27 protein-coding genes are annotated in these 25,487 nt (G+C 61.4%); 12 read left to right on the forward strand and 15 right to left on the reverse strand.

Going from position 1 to position 25,487, the window contains the following annotated elements:
• Positions 1-10: 10 nt before the first annotated feature.
• Positions 11-655, forward strand: a complete 645-nt coding sequence (locus ASG47_RS07485) for a CMD domain protein (RefSeq protein WP_061908127.1) — start codon at positions 11-13, stop codon at positions 653-655.
• Positions 656-668: 13 nt separating this feature from the next.
• Positions 669-1,256, forward strand: coding sequence for an alkylhydroperoxidase domain protein (locus ASG47_RS07490; RefSeq protein ID WP_061908128.1), 588 nt, complete (start codon positions 669-671; stop codon positions 1,254-1,256).
• A gap of 53 nt (positions 1,257-1,309) precedes the next feature.
• Here ASG47_RS07490 and ASG47_RS07495 read toward each other — a convergent pair whose 3' ends face one another.
• Both ASG47_RS07495 and ASG47_RS07500 read right to left on the reverse strand, forming a co-directional pair.
• Positions 1,310-1,756 carry a hypothetical protein gene (locus tag ASG47_RS07495; RefSeq protein ID WP_061908129.1) on the reverse strand — a complete coding sequence of 149 codons (447 nt, stop codon included), beginning with the start codon at positions 1,754-1,756 and terminating at the stop codon, positions 1,310-1,312.
• Between the two features lie 56 nt (positions 1,757-1,812).
• Positions 1,813-3,540, reverse strand: a complete 1,728-nt coding sequence (locus ASG47_RS07500; protein WP_061908130.1) for a methyl-accepting chemotaxis protein — start codon at positions 3,538-3,540, stop codon at positions 1,813-1,815.
• A 206-nt stretch (positions 3,541-3,746) separates the two neighbouring features.
• Here ASG47_RS07500 and ASG47_RS07505 point away from each other — a divergent pair, with 206 nt between their 5' ends.
• The gene (locus tag ASG47_RS07505) at positions 3,747-4,190 is read left to right on the forward strand and encodes a GNAT family N-acetyltransferase (RefSeq protein WP_061908131.1); all 444 of its coding nucleotides are present in this window, start codon (positions 3,747-3,749) and stop codon (positions 4,188-4,190) included.
• Positions 4,191-4,200: 10 nt separating this feature from the next.
• On the opposite strand, the gene ASG47_RS07510 is transcribed toward ASG47_RS07505, so the two are convergent.
• A complete protein-coding gene (locus tag ASG47_RS07510) occupies positions 4,201-4,671 on the reverse strand; it encodes a group II truncated hemoglobin (RefSeq protein ID WP_061908132.1) in 471 nt (156 codons plus the stop codon).
• 59 nt (positions 4,672-4,730) lie between these two features.
• Here ASG47_RS07510 and ASG47_RS07515 point away from each other — a divergent pair, with 59 nt between their 5' ends.
• The 4 genes from ASG47_RS07515 to ASG47_RS07530 all read left to right on the forward strand — a co-directional run bounded on the left by ASG47_RS07515 (position 4,731) and on the right by ASG47_RS07530 (position 8,860).
• Positions 4,731-5,066, forward strand: coding sequence for a winged helix-turn-helix transcriptional regulator (locus ASG47_RS07515; protein ID WP_061908133.1), 336 nt, complete (start codon positions 4,731-4,733; stop codon positions 5,064-5,066).
• Between the two features lie 112 nt (positions 5,067-5,178).
• Positions 5,179-6,222, forward strand: a complete 1,044-nt coding sequence (locus tag ASG47_RS07520) for an HD domain-containing phosphohydrolase (protein ID WP_061908134.1) — start codon at positions 5,179-5,181, stop codon at positions 6,220-6,222.
• A gap of 12 nt (positions 6,223-6,234) precedes the next feature.
• Positions 6,235-6,735: a molybdopterin-dependent oxidoreductase gene (locus ASG47_RS07525; protein WP_061908135.1), complete on the forward strand. Its 501-nt coding sequence runs from the start codon at positions 6,235-6,237 to the stop codon at positions 6,733-6,735.
• Positions 6,736-6,769: 34 nt separating this feature from the next.
• The gene (locus tag ASG47_RS07530) at positions 6,770-8,860 is read left to right on the forward strand and encodes an ATP-binding protein (RefSeq protein ID WP_061908136.1); all 2,091 of its coding nucleotides are present in this window, start codon (positions 6,770-6,772) and stop codon (positions 8,858-8,860) included.
• Between the two features lie 83 nt (positions 8,861-8,943).
• On the opposite strand, the gene ASG47_RS21245 is transcribed toward ASG47_RS07530, so the two are convergent.
• From ASG47_RS21245 to ASG47_RS07555, 5 genes are all read right to left on the reverse strand, one after another.
• Positions 8,944-9,576 (reverse strand): DUF4167 domain-containing protein, encoded by a 633-nt coding sequence (locus ASG47_RS21245; RefSeq protein ID WP_082460943.1) that lies wholly within the window; start codon positions 9,574-9,576, stop codon positions 8,944-8,946.
• Between the two features lie 336 nt (positions 9,577-9,912).
• Positions 9,913-10,833 (reverse strand): peptide chain release factor N(5)-glutamine methyltransferase, encoded by a 921-nt coding sequence (gene prmC, locus ASG47_RS07540; protein WP_082511630.1) that lies wholly within the window; start codon positions 10,831-10,833, stop codon positions 9,913-9,915.
• Complete coding sequence (gene prfA / locus ASG47_RS07545; RefSeq protein WP_061908139.1) at positions 10,830-11,906, reverse strand: peptide chain release factor 1; 1,077 nt, start codon at positions 11,904-11,906, stop codon at positions 10,830-10,832. The genes prmC and prfA overlap by 4 nt, the downstream gene beginning before the upstream one ends.
• Before the next feature lie 96 nt (positions 11,907-12,002).
• On the reverse strand, positions 12,003-14,270 hold the full coding sequence (gene ptsP / locus ASG47_RS07550; protein ID WP_061908140.1) for a phosphoenolpyruvate--protein phosphotransferase: 2,268 nt from the start codon (positions 14,268-14,270) through the stop codon (positions 12,003-12,005).
• Positions 14,271-14,340: 70 nt separating this feature from the next.
• Entirely contained in the window at positions 14,341-15,606 is a 1,266-nt protein-coding gene (locus ASG47_RS07555; RefSeq protein WP_061908141.1) for an aspartate kinase, read from the reverse strand.
• Positions 15,607-15,829: 223 nt separating this feature from the next.
• On the opposite strand from ASG47_RS07555, the gene ubiG reads away from it, so the two are divergent.
• Positions 15,830-16,567 (forward strand): bifunctional 2-polyprenyl-6-hydroxyphenol methylase/3-demethylubiquinol 3-O-methyltransferase UbiG, encoded by a 738-nt coding sequence (gene ubiG / locus ASG47_RS07560; RefSeq protein WP_061908142.1) that lies wholly within the window; start codon positions 15,830-15,832, stop codon positions 16,565-16,567.
• Positions 16,568-16,598: 31 nt separating this feature from the next.
• Here ubiG and ASG47_RS07565 read toward each other — a convergent pair whose 3' ends face one another.
• Positions 16,599-16,970 carry a hypothetical protein gene (locus ASG47_RS07565; RefSeq protein WP_061908143.1) on the reverse strand — a complete coding sequence of 124 codons (372 nt, stop codon included), beginning with the start codon at positions 16,968-16,970 and terminating at the stop codon, positions 16,599-16,601.
• Positions 16,971-17,178: 208 nt separating this feature from the next.
• Between ASG47_RS07565 and ilvD the strand changes: the two genes are divergently transcribed.
• Together ilvD and ASG47_RS07575 are read left to right on the forward strand one after the other, a co-directional pair.
• On the forward strand, positions 17,179-19,032 hold the full coding sequence (ilvD, locus tag ASG47_RS07570; protein WP_061908144.1) for a dihydroxy-acid dehydratase: 1,854 nt from the start codon (positions 17,179-17,181) through the stop codon (positions 19,030-19,032).
• A 350-nt stretch (positions 19,033-19,382) separates the two neighbouring features.
• Positions 19,383-20,354: a VOC family protein gene (locus ASG47_RS07575; RefSeq protein WP_061908145.1), complete on the forward strand. Its 972-nt coding sequence runs from the start codon at positions 19,383-19,385 to the stop codon at positions 20,352-20,354.
• On the opposite strand, the gene ASG47_RS07580 is transcribed toward ASG47_RS07575, so the two are convergent.
• From ASG47_RS07580 to ASG47_RS07605, 6 genes are all read right to left on the reverse strand, one after another.
• Positions 20,351-21,217 carry an aldo/keto reductase gene (locus ASG47_RS07580; RefSeq protein ID WP_061908146.1) on the reverse strand — a complete coding sequence of 289 codons (867 nt, stop codon included), beginning with the start codon at positions 21,215-21,217 and terminating at the stop codon, positions 20,351-20,353. The two genes, ASG47_RS07575 and ASG47_RS07580, sit on opposite strands and share 4 nt — an antisense overlap.
• 68 nt (positions 21,218-21,285) lie before the next feature.
• A complete protein-coding gene (locus tag ASG47_RS07585; protein WP_061908147.1) occupies positions 21,286-21,645 on the reverse strand; it encodes an MmcQ/YjbR family DNA-binding protein in 360 nt (119 codons plus the stop codon).
• Positions 21,642-22,067: a DUF1178 family protein gene (locus tag ASG47_RS07590; protein WP_061908148.1), complete on the reverse strand. Its 426-nt coding sequence runs from the start codon at positions 22,065-22,067 to the stop codon at positions 21,642-21,644. Before ASG47_RS07590 ends, ASG47_RS07585 begins: the two co-directional genes overlap by 4 nt.
• 62 nt (positions 22,068-22,129) lie before the next feature.
• Positions 22,130-22,957 (reverse strand): carbon-nitrogen hydrolase family protein, encoded by an 828-nt coding sequence (locus ASG47_RS07595; protein WP_061908149.1) that lies wholly within the window; start codon positions 22,955-22,957, stop codon positions 22,130-22,132.
• Between the two features lie 21 nt (positions 22,958-22,978).
• Positions 22,979-23,233, reverse strand: coding sequence for a glutaredoxin 3 (gene grxC / locus ASG47_RS07600; protein WP_061908150.1), 255 nt, complete (start codon positions 23,231-23,233; stop codon positions 22,979-22,981).
• A gap of 30 nt (positions 23,234-23,263) precedes the next feature.
• Positions 23,264-24,061, reverse strand: a complete 798-nt coding sequence (locus ASG47_RS07605) for a ComF family protein (protein WP_244487056.1) — start codon at positions 24,059-24,061, stop codon at positions 23,264-23,266.
• Positions 24,062-24,117: 56 nt separating this feature from the next.
• Between ASG47_RS07605 and ASG47_RS07610 the strand changes: the two genes are divergently transcribed.
• Positions 24,118-24,945, forward strand: a complete 828-nt coding sequence (locus ASG47_RS07610; protein WP_061908151.1) for a hypothetical protein — start codon at positions 24,118-24,120, stop codon at positions 24,943-24,945.
• 2 nt (positions 24,946-24,947) lie between these two features.
• Positions 24,948-25,484, forward strand: a complete 537-nt coding sequence (locus ASG47_RS07615; RefSeq protein ID WP_061908152.1) for an AAA family ATPase — start codon at positions 24,948-24,950, stop codon at positions 25,482-25,484.
• Positions 25,485-25,487 lie beyond the last annotated feature (3 nt).

Below are 25,487 nucleotides of genomic sequence, written 5' to 3' on the forward strand. Positions count from 1 at the left end.
GGATTTTTCCATGACCACCGATCTCATCGATCGCGTTCTGTCCATCGCGCCGGGGTCGCATCTCGACCAATTGCGCCGCCACCGCGAAGTGGCCCGCGACAATATCGAGAAAGCCTACGTAGCGCTGTTCGAACCCGTGAATACAACCGAGGTCAGTTCACTCGAGCGCTTCGCCATTGCCCGTTTCGTCACCGGTCTTCATGGCCCGCTTGTCCTTGGTACCCATTATGCCAAGGCACTCGACAGTGCCGCCGATAGGTCCGATATCGTGGCGGCAATCACGGCGGAAACCGCCGCGGGCAAAACCACCGGCCCCTATGGCACTTATCCCGAAGGCCCGCTGTCCTCGGAAAACAAGGCTGGTCTGATCTACGCGGTGTCTTTGGAAAACCGTTCGGTGCTCGGCGAGAAACTGAGCGCGGCTCTCGAACATGCCCATCTGCTGGTCTTCCGCCCGCGCGACGCAAGCAAGGCAGCGCTCGATGCGCTCCTTGCCGCAGGCTGGAGCACGGCCGGGATCGTCACGATCTCCCAGCTTGTGGCCTTTCTCTCCTTCCAGGTACGCATCGTCGAGGGCCTCAGCGCGCTTGCAGCGCATCCGGCCGCCAACAATCTCAACGAGCGCCTCCATGAGGCAGCGTCCGCCACCGCCTGAGGAATTTCGACCGATGTCGCACACCAATACCCCCAATATCTTTACCCAGGACGAACTCGGCTGGACCCCCTGGCTGGAGCCGCTCGCCGAAGCCGAACTGACCGAGCGCCACTGGGCCGGTCTCGTCGATGCGTCCCGCGCAAAGTCTCCCTATTTCATGCTGCTCGCGCATGATCCCGAAGTGCTCGAAGCCCGCACCAAGGCCGACAAGGATATTTTCTACAATCCCAATGGCGGCCTGCCCCGGGCCGAACGCGAACTCTCGGCCACCGCGACCTCGCGGCACAATGGCTGCATCTTCTGCGCTTCGGTCCATTCGCGCTTTGCTTCCAGCCATTCTAAGCGCCGCGACGATGTGCAGAAATTGCTCGATGAAGGCACGGGCGCCGATCTCGGCGAGCGCTGGAATGCCGTCAAGGATGCGGCTGTCGCCCTCAGCGATACCCCGATCGCCTTTGGCAGCGCGGAAATCGACAAGCTGCGCGCAGCCGGCCTCGATGATTTCGAGATCACCGACGTGATCTCGGCCTCTGCCTTCTTCAACTGGGCCAATCGCCTGATGCTATCAATCGGCGAACCACTGCCTCCGCAGCAGAAATAGCCTTGGAATCCGGCGTCGCTTTATAAACGCGGCGTCGGATCATTTGCCGATGGCTACGGCAAACAGTCCTGCGCAAAATCCTCGGTGCGGAGTGAGCCGTCAGCCGGCGCCTCTCCCAATGAGTACCAATACTGATTTGCCGCCACGACCTCGACCGTTCCGCTGTTCGAATGTCGGCCGAAGCGGACCTCTACTTGGTCATCCACGACACACGCCCTGTCGCCGTCCGACATAACAAGCCGCGTGCCCGGATAGCCCTTCGTCGTCAGCGCCGTTCCAATGGCATCAGCCAATTCGTCATCATCTGCGTCGAGATGTTCGCTCCCCGCGGCCGTGGCAATGCGCGCAACCTGGTAGAGATCGAACATGCTTGCGCGGCCGCTTGATCCATCAAAGGGCGGACCCGCCGGGATATCGCCTTCGATGATATCCTGCGCGTGCGCGGCAGAGATCAGCATCGTCGCCAAGGCAAGAACCGTCAGAAGTCTCGATGCCCTCATGGCTACACTCCCAATCGGTTCATTCTGCCGCAGAACAAGATCACCCTGACTTACGATTATGCAGCGTGACTGTTAGTCCCGAGATGAACCGTCGAGCGCTGGCCTTGCGGGATTGAGGTTCCGTCGCGCTGGACCTGACGCCGGTTGAGCTTGAACAGGTCGACCAGTTGCGCGAGCGCATCGGCACCGTGCTGCAGCGTCGCACTGATCTCGGTCGTGCGGTCGCTCATCATGGCGTTTTCCTGGGTCATCCGGCCAAGCTCGCCCACCGAACTATTGATCTCGCGCAGCCCTATGGACTGATCCTGTGCGGCGCTCGCAATCGCATCGACATTCTGGTCGATCGCCTTCACCAGTTCTTCAATTTCCCGGATGGTTTCACCGGTCCGGCCGACGAGACGCACCCCGTCCATGACCTTGGCGCCCGAATTGCTGATCAGGACCTTGATGTCCTTTGCAGCCTTGGCCGAGCGCTGGGCCAGTTCGCGCACTTCGCGCGCAACGACGGCAAAGCCCTTGCCCGCATCGCCCGCACGCGCCGCTTCGACGCTGGCGTTGAGCGCGAGAAGGTTGGTCTGGAAGGCGATGTCGTCGATCACCCCGATGATCTTGTTGATCTCGCCCGACGCCAGTTCGATATCTTCCATCGCGCTGACCGTCTCGGTCACGACCAGCGTCGAGGCCTTCGTCGATTCGCGCGCGGTCTGGACGAGCTTGCGGGTTTCCTCGGTGTTGGTGGCCGATGAGCGGACCGTCGTCATGATCTGCTCGAGGGAGGCCGAGGTCTGGCGCAAGGCGGCTTGCTGCTGCTGGGAACGGTCCGAGAGCTGCAAGGCCGCCTCATACATTTCCTGGCTGCTTTTGCGCACGTCGCCGGTCTGACCCAAGACACTGACCAGCGTCTTCTGGATTTCGCCGATGGCCATATTGTAGTCGGCCCGCAGGCGCTCGAATTCGCCCACCAGCGGATAATCGAGGGTCACGCGGATATTGCACTGCGACAGCCGATTGAGCGCTGCGCCCAATTCTTCGACGGCCGACATGCGCTCCGTTACGTCGGTCGCAAATTTGACGACCTTGAACACATGGCCCTTGTCGTCGAGGATGGGATTATAGGACGCCTGGATGAAGACGCGCTTGCCACCCTTGCCGAAGCGGAGGAACTGGTCGGTCACGAACTGCCCGGCCGCGAGCTTTTTCCAGAACTGCCGATATTCGGTCGAGTTCGCATAGTCCGGCGCGCAGAACATCGCGTGGTGACGGCCGACGATCTCGCCGGCGCTATAGCCAAGCACGGAAAGGAAGTTTTCGTTCGCCCCGAGGATCGTGCCATCGGGCGTAAATTCGATCACGGCTTGCGCGCGCGATAGGGCCGCCAGTTTCCCGTCGTCCTCGGCGCTCTTCATTTTGGCCGGAGTGATATCGGTCGCGATCTTGACGACCTTATAAGGCTTGCCGCGCCGGAAGACCGGATTGTAGGTGGCTTCGATCCAGATCTCGTCCTTGGCCTTGGTGATCCGCTTATACTGGCCCTGGTCGAACTCGCCCTTGGCAAGGTTGGACCAGAACGCCTGATAGGCCGGCTTTTCGGCATCTTCGGGCAGAACGAACATGCGATGGTGCTTGCCCACGATTTCCGAGCGGTCATAGCCGAGCGCCTTGCAGAAATTGGCATTGGCATCGAGAATATTGCCCATGAGGTCAAACTCAATGATCGCCTGCGATCGGCCGATCGCTGCCAACACAGCATCTGAATCGGAATCCTTGGGAGCAAAGATCGGCATGCACGTCATCCTGTATTGGAAAGAGGGGCGCCAAGCGCTTGCCTTGCCAATCCAAAGACTTGAGGCCACTCGGTATTCCCCGCAATCACGGAAGAAAGATCCAAGCAGAACGCGCACCGAACTGACTGCCCTATTTAGGGCTTAGATTTTCAAATATTGGTTAATTACAGTCCAAACCAAGACTAGATTGCGCCCTGAAAATTCAGATGACACTCATCCTTCGCACTGCGTCCGATGCCGATATCCCGGCGATTTTCGATGTCCGCACAAGCGTGAAAGAAAATCACATCTCGCTCGAGCGGATGGCCGAAATGGGCATTACGCCCCAAACGATCGCCGCGGCGCTCAGCGCGCAACCCTGCATCTGGGTCGCAGAACAGGATGGCGAGGTGATTGGCTTTGCCATGGCCGATACCGACGAGGCCTGCGTCTTCGCCCTCTTCGTCCGCCCGGAATGGGAAGGCCATGGCATTGGCCGCCGTCTCATGGACCGCGCCGAAGCGTTCCTCTTCGCGCACCATGACACCATTTGGCTTGGGACCGACGCGACCTCGGGCGCCGCGCGCTTTTACGACCGGCTCGGCTGGGTGCGAAAACACCAAATGGACAGCGGCGATACCCGCTTCGAAAAGCAACGCGCGCCGTCCTAAAGCTCTGCCCTCAACTGCCCCCGGGACTATACGGCCCCTTGGCCTCGCCCCAACCCCAGCGCGGCATTGGTACCATTTCGGAAACCGTGGCGCCGGGCTGAGAATTGATCACCGCAAGGCGCGATCCCCATTCAAGATAGCTGATCAAGGCCGAAGCAAATTCGGGATCTGCCGGAAGCCCGAGATCGGTATAGCTATCGAGCAACAGATTGATCCACCGCCGCCGCATCGGCTCGGAAAGCTGGCGGTTGAGATGGTGCCGCACCATTTCAAGATGCCCGCCATGCGCTTCGGAATAAAATGGCGGCCCACCCATGACCTCGGCCAAAAACTCGGCCACGTGACGCGGATGCTCGGGATCCATCCGCTCAAAAACCGGCTGCAGCAGGTCATCGGCGTGAACGCGCTGATAAAATGCCTGGGTGAGACGGGACAGTGCATCGATGCCCCCGATCCAGTCATATAGGCTAGGTGTCGTCATGGCGCTCTCCTCAGGCGCCACTTTGCTGAGACCCGGTCCTTTCGACAAGGAGTTACCCGATGGTGAGTACCCCTGGCTTTGATGCCAAGATGATCGACTGCCCGGCCCTCGTCACCATTCAACTCGTCTCGGGCAAATGGAAGACGCGTATCCTCTGGCATCTGCGCCATGGCGAGGCTGGCTTTGGCGAACTCAAACGCGCGCTCCCCGGCATATCGCCGAAGGTGCTGACCGATCACCTCGACGCGCTCGTCTCCGATGGACTGCTGAAACGTTTGGAGCGAAAAGAGAAAAATGTCGTCCATAGCGCCTATGACTATAGCGACTATGGCCGAACCCTTATTCCGGTCCTCGACGCCTTGGGCAATTGGGGCCTTTCACACCGCGCTCAGTAGGCCAAGGCCCCCGGCTCCAGCGCCATTTAACGTCCCGCTAAGCTAACCCACGCTCCGCAGTTTCGTTCGCCCACGGAATTTAATACAAATTGCCGCGCTTGGGGGATCGCAGATGCGGATCGTTATCGTCGAGGACAATCGCACCAATCTCGAGGTGCTGAAAAAGCTCGTCAGTCGGTTTCCCGATGTGACGGTCTCGGCCTTTTCCGAAGCGCATTCGGCGCTCGCCGATGCGGTGATGAACCCTTGCGATCTGATGATCGTCGACAATGTCATGCCCGGCATGTCGGGCATCGATCTGATTTCCCATATCCGCAAACTGCCAAGCCATCATCATGTGCCGCTCGTGATGATCACCGCCGATGCCGATCGGCCGACGCGGCTGGCAGCGATCGATGCCGGCGCCACCGACTTTCTCGCCAAGCCTGTCGATCCGCTCGAACTGCGCTCGCGCCTCACCAATCTCCTTGCCCTTCGTCGCGCCCAGAACCAGCTCGAAGACCGCGCCGTGCATCTCGAAGCAGAGGTCGCGCAAGCCACGGTGCATTTGCAGCGGCGCGAAGAGGACATGATCTACCGTCTCGCCCGCGCCATCGAAGTGCGCGACCATGAAACCGGCGACCACGTCGAACGCGTCGCGCGCATTGCCGGCACGATCGCCGAGGAAATGGGCCTCGATCAAAAATTCGTCCGCACCCTCTGGCTCGCGGCCCCGCTCCACGATGTCGGCAAGATCGGCATCTCCGATGCCATCCTCAATAAATCGGGCAAGCTGACCGAAGGCGAATGGGCGCAAATGCGGGCCCATCCGCTGATCGGCGCCGATATCCTCGCCAATGGCGATTCCGACATGCTGCGCATGGCCGAAGAGATCGCGCGGTGCCACCACGAGAAATGGGACGGCACCGGCTATCCCCATGGGCTAGTCGCCGAAACTATTCCGCTCGCCGCCCGCATCACGGCCGTCGCCGATGTGCTCGACGCCCTCTGCAGCGCCAGAAGCTACAAGATGGCCTGGGCCGCCGAGGCCGCACGCGACGAACTCGTGCGTTGTTCCGGCACGCATTTCGATCCGGCCTGTATCGCGGCCCTTGTCCGCGCCTGGCCACGCATTGCCCCGATCTGCGGCAATGCCATGCAATCCAACGCAGCGTGAAAGGTGCGTACCATGCTTCGACTAGCATCTTCCCTTGCCCTCATTCTGATCGCCACAGCCCCAAGCTGGGCCGGTGAACTGGCAAAGCCGGCCGCCGAGCCGATCCTGAAAGTTCAAGGCGCCATCACCACGATGAACGATGGCGAAACCGCTGCTTTCGATCTCTCCATGCTCGATGCCCTGCCCCAGCACACGATCAAGGCGACGACGCCCTGGTATGATGGCGAACACGAATTCAGCGGCGTCGTCATCGGCGATCTGCTGGAGACGCTTGGCGCCAGCGGCGAGAGCGTCACGGTGACGGCACTCAATGATTATTCGGCCGAAATCCCGATGGAGGATATCAAGGACTACCCAGTCATCCTCGCGACGCGCGTCGATGGCGAGGAGCTCTCTGTCCGCGACAAAGGCCCGCTTTTCGTCATCTATCCGTTCGACGAGCATCCGGACCTCTATAATGAGGTGATCTTCTCGCGTTCGGTCTGGCAGGTTGCCAGCCTGACGGTTCACTGAGATGCCGACGGCAACAGCCAGAGCCCGGCAAGTTGTGTCCCGCAGGATCGGGCGGGGCATCGTCTTTCTGACCCTTCTCAGCGTCGTCCTGCTCAGTTCGGTCATCTGGCTTTTCGCCGGTCTCAGCGAGCGCCAGAACACCATTCGCTCCGGCGTGCGCGAGGACATCAGTTGGGCAGCCTACCAGGCCGACCGTGAAGCCGCGCGCCTCATCGAAGCGATCCAGACCGCACAGATCGACCATGACGTCGGCGACGTTTCCATGCGCTTCGATCTCCTGTTCAGCCGCACCCATCTCCTGACCCAAGGGTCCTATACCGAGATTTTCCCGGCATCGTCCCTCGTCGGACAAAAGGCGGCCGCGGCCAATCGCGCCATCAATTCCATGGTCGCGACCATGGATGGCCTTGCCGCCGACCCCGCCAGTTTCCCCGCTGAAGCCGCCGAAATTCTCGGCATGGCGCAGGCCGCGCGGCAGGCAACGGGCGATCTCCTCGTCGCGACCAATTCCGCATTCAATGAAATTCGCGTCGAAGAGCGCAACGAGACACTCTTCATCTATTGGCGCATCGGCCTCAGCGTTGCCGCGCTGACCATTGCCTTGGTGCTGATCGTCGCCCTTCTTGGCGTCCAGCTCTATCATCTCTCCCGCAGCGGTCGGGAAGTCGAACTTCTCAGCCGCCGCAACGAGCGCATCGCCAAGAAGGCCAAGAGCGCAAGCGCGGCAAAGTCGGCGTTCCTTGCTACCATGAGCCACGAAATTCGTACCCCGCTCAACGGCATCATCGGCATGACCGAACTGTTGCGCGGCTCGCGCCTCGAGCGCGACCAGATGCATCAGGTGGAGACCATCCGGCTTTCCGGCGACATGCTGCTCGATGTCATCAACGACATCCTCGATTATTCCAAGCTCGAAGCCGGCGCCGTGCGGTTCGAACCGATCCGCGTCAGCCTGCGCGAAACCATGGTGCCGATCGAGCGGATGATGAGCGTCCGCGCCGAAACGGCAGGGCTCAAACTCGTCTTCGACTATCCCGATGTCAGCGTCTTCGTCGATGCCAATCGCATCAGGCAGGTGTTGGTCAACCTCATCGGCAATGCCATCAAGTTCACGCCCGCCGGATCCGTCGTCGTCACCGGCACGGTGCGCGGCGATCGGCTGAAACTCGAGGTGCGCGATACTGGCCCCGGGATTTCCGAAGCGGACCGCCAAAAACTCTTCCGCGAATTCAGCCAGATCGACAGCTCCAATACGCGCTCCTTTGGCGGCACCGGGCTCGGGCTTGCCATATGCCGGCGCCTCGTCAATGTCATGGATGGCAAGATCGGGGTGGAAAGCGCCGTCGGGCTCGGCAGCACCTTCTGGTTCGATCTGCCGGCCGGGCCAGTCGAGACGATCGACGAAAACCATATCGAGCTGGAGACGCTTCCGCCGGTGCAGCTTGGCGGCACCGTGCTCGTCGTCGATGACAATCCCATCAATCGCGATGTCGCCGTCGGCCTCCTTGCCAAGCTTGGCCTCGATGCCGTCGCGACCTGCAATGGGCAGGAGGCGCTCGAAATGCTGGCCGCCTCGCGCTTCGATCTTGTCCTCATGGACATGCAGATGCCGCAGATGGATGGCCTTGAAGCAACGCGGCAATTGCGCGCCAGGGGTTTTGCGCTGCCCGTCGTGGGCCTGACAGCCAATGCGTTCGAATCCGATCGCGAGGCCTGCCTCGATGCCGGCATGGACGATCATTCGGCGAAGCCCCTGACTACCGTCAAGCTGACCGACATCTTGCAAAAGCACCTCTCGCCCGAGGCTGTCCAGCTCGCGCCTCTCTCCGAGAATGAGGTGGACAAGGACCATCAGGAAAGTCTCAGAGAAGCCCTCGGCGAAGACGAGTTCGACCGCCTCGTCGAAGACTTCATCCAATCCTGCGAGCATATGCTGGCCCAGGCGCAACTGGCGCTGTCAAAGGGCGACGCCGATGGATTGGATCAGGTTCTACATACGCTCAAGGGCGCGGCTCTGACGCTTGGCTTCGTCTCCCTCGCCGATGCAGCCCAAGCCGAGCGCAGCAAAACTCTGCACACTGTCCGCCTCGAAGACATTCGTCACCACTGCCAGGTGGCCGCGTAGCCTCGGCGCACGTCGTCCAACGAGCCGCCGAAAACAAAAAGGCCGGGCACTGCGCCCGGCCTTTTCAATTCTGAAAGCAGTGCTTACTCGGCAGCGTTTGCCGTGCCGCCAGCCGTCAAAAACGCCGGCAATTCGCTGACATCGGGCTGCGGTGCATTGGCCGGATCGCCATTGCCATCCTGGGCCGTGGGGCGACGACGGCGCGGACGGCGCTCACGCTGCTTGCGCGGCGCGGCTTCGCCTTCGGCCTGCGGTGCGGCAGCACCAGCTTCGGCCTGTTCGCCGGCTGGCTGACCAGCATCCTCGGCTGCAACGGCAACCGGTTGGGGCTGCGCTATGTCGTCCTGCGTCTCGTTGCCGGCCTGGGCCTGGACCGGCTGGGGCGAGGCAAAGCGCGAGTTGATGTCCGAGACATCGTCATCGAACTCATTGTCGTCCTGGCTCTGGCCATCACGCTGGCCATTCATGGCCTGCTGGGCGGAGGAGACGATGCGGAAATAATGTTCGGCGTGCTGGAGATAGTTCTCCGCCATCACCGAGTCGCCCGAAGACTGGGCATCACGCGCCAGTTGCAGGTACTTTTCGGCGACATGAGCTGCATTGCCGCGGACTTTTACGTCCGGCCCATTGCTCTCGTAATTCCGCGACAATGGGTTGACGTGTTTGCGTCCGCCGTTCCGGCCACGCTGCCGGTTCTTGTTCTGGTTTGGTCTCATCGGGTCGCTTTGTCTAACTCTAGATCGTTAAGCGTCACATCTGGGCGGACCGGATACCGATCCGGTCTGGCCCCACATCCCGCGATCATCGCTGAGGATGGGGTTATACTGGCTTCATGAAGACCGTATGCTCTCGGGCGGCGCTTCCCGGAAAATTCCGCCCAGATCATCCACTTGCACCGAGCATTTCGGACAAGCGCGGCGAAAGCCGCAAACTATTGAGATCGGGTGTGATGGCCGCGGCGCCCATGATGCGCCAGTGACAGCCCGGATAAACTAGCCGCATTCGCTGGTTTTGACCAGCATAAATTCTTTCCCGCCGGGCTCTAACGCTTTTCAGTTGTTTATGTGGTGCGCCGAAACCACACGATCAAGCCCTGCCAGATCCTTATGGACCGCGACATCTTGAAATCCCGCCGCCAAAAACAGCGCACTGACCGTCTCGCCCTGGTCGTAGCCAATCTCGACCAGCACCCGCCCCCCAGGCCGTAACCAGTTCGCCGCCTCCGCGGCAATCACCCGATAAGGCGCAATCCCATCCGGCCCACCATCGAGCGCCAGCCGCGGATCGAATTCCCTAACCTCCACCGCCAACGTCTCGACCACTGCACTTTCGATATAGGGCGGATTGGAGAGGATCAGGTCGAACCGCTCTTCACCTCTCCCTCTGGGGGAGAGGTCGGCGCGCAGCGCCGGGTGAGGGGGCCTTGGGTCGGGAGACATAAGCGCCCCAAACCAATCCCCCTGCCGTAGCGTCAGCCGCCCCTCGACCCCATGCCGCTGCGCATTATCCCCGGCCTGCGCCAGCGCCTCCATACTGACATCGGTCGCGACCCCGACGGCATCGGGCCGATTGACCAAAACCGCGATCGGGATGCACCCGGTCCCGGTCCCCATGTCGAGCAGGCGCCCGCCCTCGGGCAGTGCCTCGAGCGCCAGATCAACAAGCAATTCCGTATCTGGCCGCGGCTCCAGCGTTGCGCCATTGAGCCCGAAGTCGAGCCCATAGAATTCTCTATGGCCGATGATCCGCGCCACCGATTCATCCGACAAACGCCGTTTGAGCACGTCGGCGAGGCTCAATGTTAACGTGTTGCTAACAGTTTCGCCCTCGTTGATGGCCAATTGCAGTGCATCGAGCCCGAGCACATGCCCCACCAAAAGCTTGGCGTCGAGCGTCGGCGTCGCAAAGCCTTTTTCCGTCAGTTCGTCCCGCCACCGCCGCCAAAGCGCGCCGATGGTGACGGTCTCGCTCAGTTCGAATTCTCCATCGCCGCCAGCTGCGCCGCCTGGTTTTCAGTGATCAGCGCCTCGATCAATTCATCGAGCGCTTCGCCCGCTATCACCTTGTCGAGCTTATATAAAGTCAGGTTTATCCGGTGGTCTGTCACCCGGCCCTGCGGGAAATTATAGGTCCGGATCCGCTCCGAGCGATCGCCTGAACCCACCTGCCCCTTGCGCTCCGCCGAACGCGCGCTGTCGCGTTCTTCGCGCTGCATTTCATAGAGCCGCGAGCGCAATACCACCATGGCCTGCGCCCGGTTCTGGTGCTGGCTCTTCATCGCCGAAGTCACAACTATCCCCGTCGGCAAATGCGTGATGCGCACCGCCGAGTCGGTGGTGTTGACGTGCTGTCCGCCGGCGCCCGAAGCGCGCATCGTATCGATGCGGATATCTTCATTTCTGATTTCAATATCAATGTCTTCGACCTCGGGCAGCACGGCCACGGTCGCGGCCGATGTATGAATGCGCCCCGAGCCTTCCGTCGCCGGCACGCGCTGCACGCGATGGACGCCGGATTCGTACTTCATTCGCGCATAGACGCCCTTGCCCGAAACATTGGCGATGACTTCCTTATAGCCCCCCATTTCCCCGGGGCTTTCCTCCATCAGCGTGACCTTCCAGCCGCGCAGCGAGGCATAGCGCTCATACATGCGGAAGAGATCGCCCGCGAACAAAGCGGCTTCGTCGCCCCCCGTACCGCCGCGGATTTCAAGGATGATCGACTTTTCGTCGGCCTCATCCTTGGGCAGCAGCATGATGAAGATCGATTGGGTTAATTGCTCAATCTTTTCATCGAGTTCTTCGAGTTCCGCTTCGGCCATTTCGGCCATTTCCCTGTCCGCACCCTTGGCGAGGGATGCGGCCTCGGCGCGGTCCATCAGCGCCTTTTTATAGGCGTTGATCTCGCCGACGATCGGGGAAAGGTCGGAATGCTCCTTGCTGAGCTTGGCCAGTTCATCCGGGCTCGCGCCGCCCGAAAGGGCCGCCTCGATATATTGGAAACGGGTGGCAAGCGCGTCGAGCTTATCCTCGGGCAAAGCGGGCATGCAATAATCTTTCCGGGCACAATAGCGGCCTTGGATAGTCGCGAGCGCCAGCAATCGCAAGGGAAACTAGGATTGATGAAAGAGCCGAAATTGGCCTCAGCCCATAGGGAGGTTCTGTTTTTCAACCCATTCGGTCAGCAGTTCGCGGATCGCGACACCATCTGCGCCGACGGATAAGGCCGCAGCCACGGAGTCCTGGATCGGCTTGAGATCGAGATTGAGCACCATCTCCTTGATCGGCCCGATCGATGCCGGCCCCATCGAGAGCCGCGTCATGCCGATCGCCATCAGCGCCAAGGCCTCCATCGGCCGCCCGGCCAATTCGCCGCACATCGTCACCGGCTTATTGTGCCGCCGCGCTGCATCCACAACGAGCCGGATCGCCCGCAAACGCGGCAGACCGATCGGGTCGTAATTCTTGGAAACGCGGGGATTGGCGCGATCGGCAGCCGTCAAGAACTGGACGAGATCGTTCGAGCCGATCGAGACGAAATCGGCCTCAGGCATGATCTGGTCGAGCTCGAAGAGCAAGGATGGCACTTCCACCATGGCCCCGAGTTCGAGGCGCGAGGGTATAGGTTCGCCCGCACGGCGGAGGCGCTCCATTTCCTTGAATATGACGAGCTTGGTCTGCCGGAATTCAAATGTCTCGGTGACCATGGGCACGAGGATTTTCAGCGGCCGTCCGCGCGCGGCGAGCAGCAGCGCCCGGACCTGCGTGCGCAACAGACCCGGCCGATCGAGCCCGAGGCGGATCGAGCGATAGCCCATGGCCGGGTTTTCCTCGGCCATCGAGCGCAGATAAGGCACGACCTTGTCCCCCCCGATATCGAGAAGGCGGAAGACGATCGGCCGATCCCCGGCGATTTCCATCGCCTCGGCGTAGAGATCGACCTGCTCCTGCAAACGCGGCAGCTTGCTCGCGATCATGAACTGCAATTCGGTGCGGAAGAGGCCGACGCCCGAAGCACCGGTATCGTCGAGCATGGGTAGATCGGCGACGAGCCCCGAATTGTGCAAGAGCGTAATATCGACGCCGTCTTTCGTGACGCTCGGCTTGTCCTTGAGCGCGGCATAATGCGCCCGGCGCTTGGCCGAGATCCGGACCTTGTCGATATAGGTCTGCTCGACATCGGGCGTTGGGCGCAGATGCACCTGGCCGGTCGGACCATCGATGATGATATCGTCGCCCGTCTCGCACATCGAAACGATCGAATCCGCCTGACCCACGGCAACGAGCCCGAGCGAGCGCGCAACGATCGCCACATGCGCTGTCGAGCCGCCCTCTTCGAGCACCAGCCCGCGCAGCTTCTTGCGGTCATATTCGAGCAATTCCGCCGGCCCCATATTGCGGGCAACGAGAATGGCATTGTCGGGGAGCTCGCGCTGACCCTGCTGGTTGGTATTGGTCAGAACGCGCAAGAGCCGATTGGCGAGATCATCGAGATCATGAAGCCGATCACGGATATAGGGGTCGGTCTGGCGGAGCATACGGGCGCGCGTATCGTTCTGCACGCGCTCGACCGCCGCTTCGGCTGAAAGACCGTTTTCGATCGCCTCCGTCAGCCGGTTCACCCAGCCCCGGTCATTGGCGAACATGCGATAGGTTTCGAGAATCTCGCGGTGATCCGAGCTCGGCTGCATGTCGCCATGGTCGAGCATGGCATCGATCGAGACGCGCATGCTGGCGAGCGCCATATCGAGCCGCAGCTTTTCGGCATCGGTATCTTCGGCGATGAAATTGACCACGACAACGCGCGGGTCGTGCAAGACTACCGTGCCGAGCGCAATTCCATCGGTAAAGCTCACGCCGTTGAACATGCGAGGACGCCTGAGATCGATATCGGAGCCCGGCTTGATCAGATTGTCGAAGTCGGAAGTCGCCACCATCTCTGCAAGGATTGTGGCGGTAGTCAGCATGGCCTCGGTTTCGTCCTCGCCATAATGCCGGCGCTCGGCATTTTGAACGACCAAAACCCCCAGGGTTTGCCCGGCTCTCAGCACCGGCACGCCGAGGAATGAATTATATTTGTCCTCGCCCGTTTCCGGCCGATAGGCAAAGCCGGGATGGCTTGGCGCATCGTCGAGGCTAAGCGGTTCGGCCTCGGACGCGATAAGACCCACGAGCCCCTCGCCGAGGCGAAGCGTCGTCATGTGAACCGATTCGGCCTCAAGGCCCTTGGTGGCGAACAGTTCGAGCGCGCCATCGTCGCGCAGCACGTAAAACGAGCAGACATCGGCCCGCATGTTTTCAGCGATCAGGCCCACGATCTTATCGAGGCGCGCCTGCGAAGCCAGAGGCTCCGCCATGGTTTCGCGCAATTGCCGCAGCAGCACCCTTGGGCCGCCTATGGTCGTGACCATCCCGTCTTCGGCAGCCCCGCCGAGCCGCCCCCCTTGATCGGACGCAGCCCCATTCCCCCTCGAAACGAGATCAGGCGTCCTTCTTGTCCAATCCGTAATAGGTGTGCAGAGCACGGACCGCAAGCTCTGCATATTCCTCGTCGATCAATACCGAGGTCTTGATTTCCGAAGTCGTGATCAGCTGGATGTTGATGCCCTTGTCGGCCAAGGCCTTGAACATGGTCGAAGCGACCCCGGCATGGCTGCGCATGCCGACACCCACCACCGAGACCTTTGCCCCACCCTTCGAGCCGGAAAGGCGCGCATATTCGAACTTGCCGCCATTTTCTTCGAGCGCGCGGACCGCCTTATCATATTCGCTGTCGGGCACGGTGAAGGTGATGTCGGTCGTCGCACCATCATCGGCAATGTTCTGCACGATCATGTCGACGATGATGCCTTCGTCGGCGAGCTGGCCGAAGATAGCCGCAGCAACGCCGGGCTTGTCCTTGACATCGCGCAGGGTGATCTTGGCCTCGGCCTTGGCGAGCGTCACGCCCGAAACGATCTGCTTTTCCATGATCTCATCCTCATCGCAAACGAGCGTGCCGGGAACACCGGGCGACCCATCGGGCGCAATCTGGGGCGCATTGGGGTCATCAAAACTGGAGCGCACCAGAAGGCGAACCTTGTGCGCCATGGCCATTTCGACCGAGCGGATCATCAAGACCTTGGCGCCGAGCGAGGCCATCTCAAGCATTTCCTCAAAGGAAATCTTGGTCATGCGCTGGGCCTTGGGGACGATGCGCGGGTCGGTCGTGTAGACGCCGTCCACATCGGTATAGATATCGCAGCGATCCGCACCGACGGCTGCAGCGACCGCAACAGCCGAAGTATCCGAACCACCGCGGCCAAGCGTCGTCACCCGGCCATGGGGCGAAATGCCCTGGAAGCCGGTGATCACAGGTACCCAGCCATCGCTGAGGCGCTTGTCGAGTTCCGTCGGATCGATCCCGGTGATCCGCGCCGCGCCATGCGCGTCGTCGGTATGGATCGGCACCTGCCAGCCGGCAAAGGAGCGCGACTGAATACCCATTTCACTGAGCACGATGGCCATCAGGCCAGCCGTCACCTGTTCGCCCGAAGCAACCACGGCATCATATTCGCGCGCGTCGTGGAATTTGCTGGCGTCATTGACCCAGCCGACCAGTTCATTGGTCTTGCCTGACATGGCGGAGACGACGACGGCGACTTGATTGCCGGCTTCGATCTCGCGCTTCACATGGAGAGCGGAATGGCGGATGCGTTCGATATTGGCCATCGAAGTGCCACCGAACTTGACGACGATACGGGCCACTGGCTTCCCCGGCTAAAGCGACAATCCAAAGCACTCTCCGCCGAACCCGGCGGTACGCTTTCATTAGCGCGGGGGAATGCCACAAACCGGCGATGGGATCAACTGGCATCGCAACCCCTGCGTCACCCCGTGATCGCCAGCGTCGCCCGCGATCGCGCCTGCGGCACCGCGTGCCTTGAATGGAGGATGGAAGCTGGGCCATATGAGGACAAAGGAGTTCCCCATGTCCGAGACCACGATCAACGACGCCGAAATCGCCAAGTTTACGGCCATGGCCGAAGAGTGGTGGGACCCCAAGGGCAAGTTCAAGCCGCTCCACAAGTTCAACCCGGTGCGTCTTGCTTATATCCGCGACAATCTTATCAGCCATTTTGGCCGCGACACGACCGTCATGCGCCCGCTTGAAGGCTTGAAAATCGTCGACATCGGCTGCGGCGGTGGCCTTCTCTGCGAACCGCTGACCCGCCTTGGCGCCACGGTTACCGGCGTCGATGCGGCCGAGCGCAACATCACGATTGCCAAAATCCATGCCGAGAAATCCGGACTCGACATCGACTATCGCTTCACGACCTCGGAAGCGCTCGTAACGGCAGGCGAAAGATTCGACGTCGTCCTTAATATGGAAGTCGTCGAACATGTCGATAATGTCCCGCTCTATATGAAAAGCTGCGCCGATCTCGTCGCGCCGGGCGGCCTGATGTTCACCGCTACCCTCAACCGCACTGCCCGCGCCTATGCGCTTGCCGTGGTCGGCGCCGAATATGTGCTGCGCTGGCTGCCGAAGGGTACCCATGATTGGCGGAAGTTTCTCACGCCCGACGAGATCCACAGCCTCATCACGCGCAATGGCCTCAAAGTCATCGAAGACAAGGGCGTCGTCTTCCACCCCATCGCCGACGAATGGCGGCTCTCGGCGGATACCGGGATCAATTACATGGTCCTCGCCCACCGCCCCGCCTAAAAAAGAGCCCGCTTGACGCGGGCTCCTCTGTTTATGCCTTCAGTAGATCATCCTTGCGAACATTGAGGATCAGCCGATCCCCTTCGACCCGATCGATGTGCTCGGGGAAAATATAGCGGTCCGAGGCGAGGAAGCCATCGGCGTCGAGCCGGACAAACCCTTCGCGCAGCGCCTTTTCCTGCAATTCACGGGGCAGGTCGTCCCCGGGGCTGAACACATCGGCCAAAAGCGCCGACATCGTATCGCGCTCGTCTTCGAGCACCGGGCTCACACCGGCCGCATCGATCTCCGGCTGATCTGGCGCTTCATCGGTAATGCGGAACGTATCGACCTTGCCGATCGAATGCATCGCGCTATCGAAAACCTTCATGCCTTCGGCAATCGTATTTGGAATGGCGTCCATGGAAAAATCCTCCGTCTTAATGAGGGCCGAACGCGCGGCCTAAAGCCGACGTTCATTCACTTTTCTTTGGGCTCGCCGCTCCCCATCGCGGCAGCGCCGATCACAAACCGTACCGCACGGTACGCTAATTCCTTGAAGCTGCCCTGGAATGGGTCTAAACAGGGCAACCAATCTCGGCCCCACCGGCGCAACACTTCGAGGAACCGCCATGCCCGTCTATCGCTCACGCACCACCACTCATGGCCGCAACATGGCCGGCGCACGTGGCCTGTGGCGTGCCACCGGCATGAAGGACGGCGATTTCGGCAAGCCCATTATCGCGGTGGTCAATTCCTTCACGCAGTTCGTGCCCGGCCACGTGCACCTGAAGGATCTCGGCCAGCTCGTTGCGCGCGAAATCGAGGCAGCCGGCGGCGTGGCCAAGGAATTCAACACCATTGCCGTCGACGATGGCATCGCCATGGGCCATGACGGCATGCTCTATTCGCTGCCGAGCCGCGACATCATCGCTGACTCTGTCGAATACATGGTCAATGCGCACACTGCCGACGCCATGGTCTGCATTTCCAATTGCGACAAGATCACCCCCGGCATGCTGAACGCCGCCATGCGCCTCAACATCCCCGTGGTCTTCGTCTCCGGCGGCCCGATGGAAGCCGGCAAGGCGATCGTCAAGGGCAAGCTGCAGGCGCTCGACCTCGTCGATGCCATGGTGATGGCTGCAGACGATCATTACACCGACGAGGAAGTGCAGGCCGTTGAAGAAGCCGCCTGCCCCACCTGCGGCTCCTGCTCGGGCATGTTCACGGCCAATTCGATGAACTGCCTCACCGAGGCCCTCGGCCTCTCCCTGCCCGGCAACGGCTCCACGCTCGCCACCCACTCAGACCGCAAGCGCCTCTTCCAGGAAGCCGGCCACCTGATCGTCGACCTCGCTCGCCGCTACTATGAGCAGGACGACGAAACCGTGCTGCCGCGCTCGATCGCGACGAAGCAGGCTTTTGAAAACGCCATGGCCCTCGACATTGCCATGGGCGGCTCGACCAATACCGTGCTGCACATCCTCGCTGCAGCCCATGAGGGCGGCGTCGATTTCACCATGGACGATATCGACGCCCTGTCGCGCCGAGTCCCGGTGCTCTCGAAAGTCGCGCCGGCCAAGAACGACGTGCACATGGAAGACGTCCACCGCGCCGGCGGCATTTTTGCGATCCTCGGCCAGCTCGATCGCGGCGGCCTGATCAATCGCAAGGAGCCGACGGTCCACGCCGCGACGATGGGCGATGCCATCGACAAGTGGGATATTTCCCGCACCAACTCCGAAGCCGTGCGCAATTTCTACATGGCCGCTCCCGGCGGCGTGCGCACCACCGAAGCCTTCTCGCAGTCAAACCGCTGGACCGATCTCGACACCGACCGCACCAATGGCGTCATTCGTTCGCCGGAAAACCCCTTCTCAAAGGATGGCGGCCTCGCCGTCCTCAAGGGCAATATCGCTATCGACGGCTGCATCGTGAAAACCGCCGGCGTGGATGACTCCATTCTCAAATTCACCGGCCCGGCCCGCGTCTTCGAAAGCCAGGATGCCACCGTGAAGGCGATCCTCTCCAACGAGATCAAGCCAGGCGACGTGCTGGTGATCCGCTATGAAGGCCCCAAGGGCGGCCCTGGCATGCAGGAAATGCTCTATCCCACGAGCTACCTGAAATCGAAGGGTCTCGGCAAAGCCTGTGCTCTCCTTACCGACGGCCGCTTCTCCGGCGGCACCTCGGGCCTTTCCATCGGCCACGCTTCGCCAGAAGCCGCTGAAGGCGGCGCCATCGGCCTCGTGCGCGAAGGCGACATCATCGAGATCGACATCCCCAACCGCACCGTCAACGTTTTGGTCTCCGACGCCGAAATGGCCGCCCGCCGCGCCGAGCAGGACAAGCTCGGCTGGCGCCCGGCTCACCCGCGCAAACGCAAGGTGACCACCGCCCTCAAAGCCTATGCCGCTCTCGTCACCTCGGCCTCCAAGGGCGCCGTCCGCGACACCAAGGCCATCGACAAGCTCTGGCACTGATTGGCCACTGCGGCCGGCACAAACGCGATCCCTCCCTCCCCCTCCCAGGGGGAGGCCGGGTGGGGGTCTGTCATCCACACCTCAATACGACAATCGCGTGACAAGCGGTATGAGCGCTGCTATAGCCCCGCCCAGCCACTTTAGCGGTCTGCCAAGACAGCTAATCTGGTCAGGCTCGATAGCGGGGATTCCACCCTCCCTATCGGGCCGACCTAACCTCCCAAAAATAGCAAAAAGCCTTTGGTCGTCATGAGCGGGCGAACAATGCGTTCGCCTGTCGATGCGCCAATTTCTTGGGTCTCCGACGCTCTGTTGCGCTATGACGGCGCCAGCCTTTCGGAGACCGCGTCATGAATGTTACCCGTCGCCATATCCTGCGTCTTGCCGGCGCCAGCACCGCCTCGGCCGCTCTCGCCGGTGCCATACGCGCCGAAGGCGGAAACTTCTCCATTTTGCCGGATTATCAAGGCATGTTCGCTACATCGACCCCGCTCCATGTACGCGACGTCACGCTAAAAGTGCGCGATCCCGAGACGATGATCGGTTTCTATACCGAGATCATTGGTTTAGCTGTGCTCGAACAATCGGGCGCAACCACCCGCCTTGGCGTCGATGGGCTTACCCTTCTCACGCTCGAACACAATTCAGAGGGTCAGCCAGAAGGTCCTATGGCAGCGGGCCTCTATCACACCGCCTTCCTCTTGCCCTCGCGCGCCGATCTCGCCTCATGGCTCATCCACACCGCCATGGCGCAATATCAGTTCAGCGGCTTTGCCGATCACCGTGTCAGCGAAGCGGTCTATCTCGACGATCCCGAGGGCAACGGCGTCGAAGTCTATGCCGATCGCGACCCGGCATTCTGGACTTGGGACGGCACCCGCGTCGTCATGGGCTCCGAGGCGATCGATTTCGATGGCCTCTTAGCACTGACGGACACACAAAGCGACACTTTTGGCGCCGCCCCATCAGGAACCCGCATCGGCCACATCCACCTGCGCGCCGGCAATATCCCGGCCGCACGTGACTTTTACGGTGTCGCCCTTGGCCTCGATACCACCAGCGGCCGCGAGGATGCGCTGTTCCTCTCGAGCGGGCGTTACCACCATCACGTCGCGCTCAACACTTGGGAAAGCCTTGGCGCCGGTCAACGGAATGCTGGGGCCACCGGTCTCGCAGGCTTCACCCTCTCCGCCATGGACGACGCAACGCTGAACGCCGCGCGCGGGCGCCTGGCCGCCGCTGGTATCGACCTAAAAGAAGAGGCCGGTAGCCTGACGGCAACCGACCCCTGGGGGACCTTGGTGACGATCGCTAAAACTTAGCGCCCGGCGATGGCATCCAGCGTTGCAAAGTCTTCGTCGCTGAGTTTTAGCGCAGCGGCGGCGACATTGTCTTCGAGGTGCTTGACCTTGCCGGTGCCCGGAATGGGCAGCATGACCGGCGAGCGCTTCAAGAGCCAGGCGAGCGCGATCTGGCTGCCCGATGCATTGTGCTTCTTGAGAATTTCGCGGGCCTTTTCATGGCCTTCCACGAGTTCGCCGCCCGCCAGCGGGAACCAGGGAATGAACCCGATCCCGTTCTTTTCGCAATAGTTCAGCACCTCTTCGCTCTGCCGATTGGCAAAGTTGTAGAGGTTCTGCACCGTCGTCACCTTGAAGTATTTTTGCGCTTCTTCGATATCGCCGACGCTGACTTCGGAAAGGCCCGCATGGCGGATAATGCCTTCTTTCTGCATGTCGGCGATCACGCCGAACTGCTCTTCGCGCGGCGTCTTGGGATCGATGCGGTGCAACTGCCAGAGATCGATGCGCTCGACCTTGAGACGACGAAGGCTCAGCAGCGCGCCCTGACGCAGAAATTCCGGACGGCCGAGCTGCGGCCATTCATTGGGGCCGGTGCGGGTCAGGCCGCTCTTGGTGGCAACGATCGTGCCCTTGGAATAGGGCGCCAGCGCCTCCCCGATCAGCTCTTCGCTGATATAGGGGCCATAGCTTTCAGCCGTATCGATGAAATCGATACCGACTTCCGGCAGGCGCTTCAGCACGCGAATGGCCTCGTCGCGATCTTCGGGCGGACCCCAGATGCCTTTGCCGGTAATGCGCATGGCGCCAAAGCCGAGGCGATTGACCTTCAGGTCACCGCCGATGGCAAAGCTGCCCGACAGGGAAGCGTCGAGTGTGGTCATATCAGTCACTCCATATGTGGATGCGAAAGGAACTATCGTCGCGCCGGGTTCGATCCCCGAAAACCGGATCAGCCGGTGGGAATATCGAGCTCGGCGCGCAATTTCTTGGTCAACCCGCTCGCCACCAAAGCGTGGGAACGGGCGATATAGGCACTTAAATCATCCGCGCCGAGCGGCGCATCCTGGGTGATCGAAACCCATTGCCGCTTGGCGAAATAGGGCGCCTGATCGACACCATCGAGCGCGGTCAAAATATCGAAACTGGCCTCGCCGCTCTTGAATACCAGCCGATGCGAGGGAGCGTCCGAAAGGAGGCAAAAGACCTTGCCGCCCACCTTGGCGACCCGTGCCTCCCACTGATCGACAAAGCTGACGCCCGGCAGTTGCCCAAGCTCCGCGTCGAACCCAGCGCACGTGAAGAGGCTCAATTGTGCTCCTCGGGCACATCGGGCAGCGGCAGGAAATCGACGCCATCCTCGATGAGGGCGGCAATTTCATCCTGCGATGCCTGGCCATAAATGCCGCGGGCTTCAACCTCTTCGAAATGGATTTTTCGCGCCTCTTCGGCAAAGCGATCGCCGACATAATCGGCTTCATCGACGACCTTCTTGCGGTACTGCCGCAGCAGCTCGCGGAATTTTATGGCTTCCGGCGAAGAGGACGAGAGCGGCACCCTTTCATGGTCCGTGCGCGCCACCGCCGGCGCCATCAGGGCCTTGTCGACTTCGGCGCCGCCACAGACGGCGCAGGTCACGATCCCGCGCGCCTTCTGCTCGTCATAGGCAGAAGCACTCTTGAACCAGGCATCGAAACGATGTCCGCTCGAACACTGAAGGGCGTATTGGATCACGGCTGTTGTCGTCTTTTATGGCGCGAGATCGCGCCGGGTATTTGAGGATATAGGCAGCCCGCTCAGCTCTGCAAACCCGGCCGCGCAAACTCTTTTGCATTGGCCAGCGCCGGAATGCGCTGCCGCGCCTCGACCACCGCGGCCGGATCGATCTCGACCACCAGCACACCGGGCTCGTCGTGATCGAGCTCGGCGACGATCTTCCCCCAAGGGTCGATCACCAGCGAATGCCCATAGGTGGCACGACCATTCTGGTGCACCCCGCCTTGCGCCGCCGCGATCACATAGGATCCGGTCTCAATGGCTCGCGCCCGCAACAGCACATGCCAATGCGCCTGCCCCGTCGGCACGGTAAAGGCTGCCGGCACCGCAATTAGCGTTGCCCCGCCATTGGCGAGCGCATTGTAAAGTTTCGGGAAGCGCATGTCGTAGCAGATGGAAAAGCCGAGCGTGAAATCGCCTAGCGGCGTTACGACGGCTTCCTCGCCTCCCTTATAGGTCGCGCTTTCGCGATAGGCATTGAGCCCGGCAATATCGGCATCGAACAGGTGGATCTTGTCATAGACCGCCTGCTGGCTGCCATCGGGCGCAAACAGCACCGAGCGATTGGCAAAGCGCCCATCTTCCAACGGCACGGGCAACGAACCGATATGGATATGGATGCCCAGTTCCTGCGCCAATTCGCCAACGCGCTCAAGCTGCGGATGGTTCTCGAACGGCGCCGCCATGGAACGCAACTGCTCCCGGTTTTCCGGAAAGATCATGGTAACTTCAGGGGTCAGCACATAATCGACGCCCTCGGCCGCGGCCTGGCGCAGCATGGGTTCGAGCGCTGCAAGGTTGGCGTTCGGATCAAGGCCCGAACGCATCTGGATGGCGGCGATTTTCATGACGCTGAACCCTGGAAACGTTTACTGCGCGAGCAGCGGATCGAGCCCACCGGCTCGGTCGAGCGCCGCCATATCATCATAGCCGCCGACATGGGTCTCGCCGATGAAAATCTGGGGCACGGTGCGGCGGCCATTGGCGCGCTGGGTCATCGCGGCGCGCAGATCAGGATCGAGCACGGTGATCTCGGTATAATCGGCACCCTTTTCGTTCAGCAGCGATTTGGCCGCGTGGCAATAAGGGCAAGTAGGGGTCGTGTAGATTTCTATTTTGGCCATGGAATGGGGCTCCGTCGCGGGGTTGATCTCTTATATGGGGTCTTCATCTCCCCTGACAACGCGCGCAAAGGTCAGAATATCCACCCCGCTCGCGCCCCCGCGCAAAAGCGCGCGCGTTGCCGCCTTCACCGTCGCGCCTGTCGTATAGACATCGTCCACCAGCACCACGCGCCGTCCGCGGAGCCTCACAAGCGCATCGGCATGCGCGACGAACGCCCCCTGCACATTCCGCGCGCGCCCGTCGCCCGAAAGCCCGATTTGCGACCGCGTCTTGCGATGCCGCTTGAGCAAATGCGGATCGACATCGAGCCCCAATTGCCTCCCCAGCGCCTGCGCCAGCAGCAGCGATTGATTATAGCGCCGGAAGCGCAATCGGCTCGCATGGAGCGGCACGGGCACCAGCAATGGCTTTGCGCTCCAATAATCATGCCCTGCCCCGCTCATGAGCCGCGCGCAGAACGGCGCCAATTCAGTCCGATCGCCGTATTTGAGGCGCGTCACGAGAGCCTGTGCGATCTCGCCATAGCGCACCGCCGCCCGCGCCCGAGAAAAGGGCGGCGGATCGGCGAGAGCTTCGGCGCTCACCGCATCGTCACCTAGCGAAACGTCGAAAGGGATACCAAGCACGAGACAGAGTGGTGCGGTGATGGAGCCGAGCCGCGCAAAACAGGCGCCACAAATTCCCTGCCCATCCGCGATTGGCGCCGCGCAAACGGCGCAGGCGGGCGGATAGAGCTGATCAAGCACCATCGTGCCGAGCGCCCGGGCCTGCGCCCAAAGGCTCGCGATCAGATCAGCCCCTTTGACTTCCCGCCGCCCCGTCTCCATAACCCCACTATTGCCCCCTGGCTCGCATCTGGCCAGTTCTTTTGGAGGACATTTTCATGTCCCAGCCACCCAGCATTTTCGACGCCACCGCAATCGGCAACCATCTCCGTCGTCGCCCCGCCCGCGAAAATTTCGTGCGCGATCTGGTCTTCGACGATCTCGTCGATCGCCTTGGCGCCCATATGCGCGATTTCACCGACGCCATCCTGATCGCCCCCGATGTCGATCTCCTGCCAAGGCAAGTCGCGACCGGTTCCAGCGTGCTCACCTTCCAGCCGATCGAAGCCTTTGCAGGCCAAGATTTTCCGGACTTGCCGCCCGGCGAATTCGACCTCGTCGTCTCTCTTCTCCATCTTCAGGCCGTCAATGACGTGCCGGGCCATCTCGCCCGCCTCCGCGCCAAACTCCGCCCCGATGGGCTTCTCCTCGTCGCCATGATCGGCGGCGAAAGTTTCAGCGAATTGCGCGAAGCCTTCCTCGCCGCCGATGTCGCCACCTTAGGCGGCGCGTCGGCGCGCGTCGCGCCCATGGTGCAGGTTCGCGATGGCGGCGCCCTCCTCCAGCGCGCCGGCTTTGCTCTCCCCGTCGCCGATGTCGAAACCCACCGCGTCCGCTATTCGAGCGCCATCGCCCTCATGGCCGAACTCAAGACCCTCGGCGCCTCAAACCCATTGGTCGACCGGCCGAAAAAGTTCGCCACGCGCACGCTCATCGCCAAGGCCGCCGAATCCTATCACGAGCGCTCATCCGACCCCGATGGCCGTGTCCGCGCCACGCTTGAAGTGATCTGGCTCGCCGGCTGGGTGCCGCATGAAAGCCAGCAAAAGCCGCTGCGCCCCGGCAGCGCCAAGGTCAACCTTGGCGATATTCTGAAGAACGACTAAGCATGGAACATCTCAAGGGCCACATCGCCATCATTTCTGGCTCGCCCGGCTCGGGTAAGACAACGACGGCCGAGGCCATCGCGCATCGGCCCGGTATTGCCAAGGTGCATGTCCACTCGGACGATTTCTGGGGCAATATCAAAAACGGCCACATCCCACCCTGGCTCCCCGAGTCCGATACGCAAAACCGAATGGTCAATCAAATCGCCGCGGATGTGTCTGCTCGCTATGCCGAGCACGATTATCTCGTTCTTCTTGATGGCGTCGTCCGCCCCTGGTGGATACCGGCGTTCGAGGCCACCGGTCGTCCAGTGCATTACATTGTTCTCCGCACCTCCGTGGAAGACGTTGTCGCCCGCTGCCTCGCGCGCGGTGGCGACAGCCTCACCGACCCCGCCGTCGTCACCGACCTTCATGACCAATTCGCCGATCTCGGTGTCTATGAAAGGCACGTCTTGCCAACCGACGGGCTTAACCCAGCAGGCACCATCGAAGCCGTCATTGCCGGGCTCGAAAGCGGGGATTATCGTCTGCCCTGAGGT

Origin of the sequence: Devosia sp. Leaf420 (genome assembly GCF_001425445.1) — a bacterium.
In the GTDB taxonomy this organism is placed as follows: Bacteria; Pseudomonadota; Alphaproteobacteria; order Rhizobiales; family Devosiaceae; genus Devosia.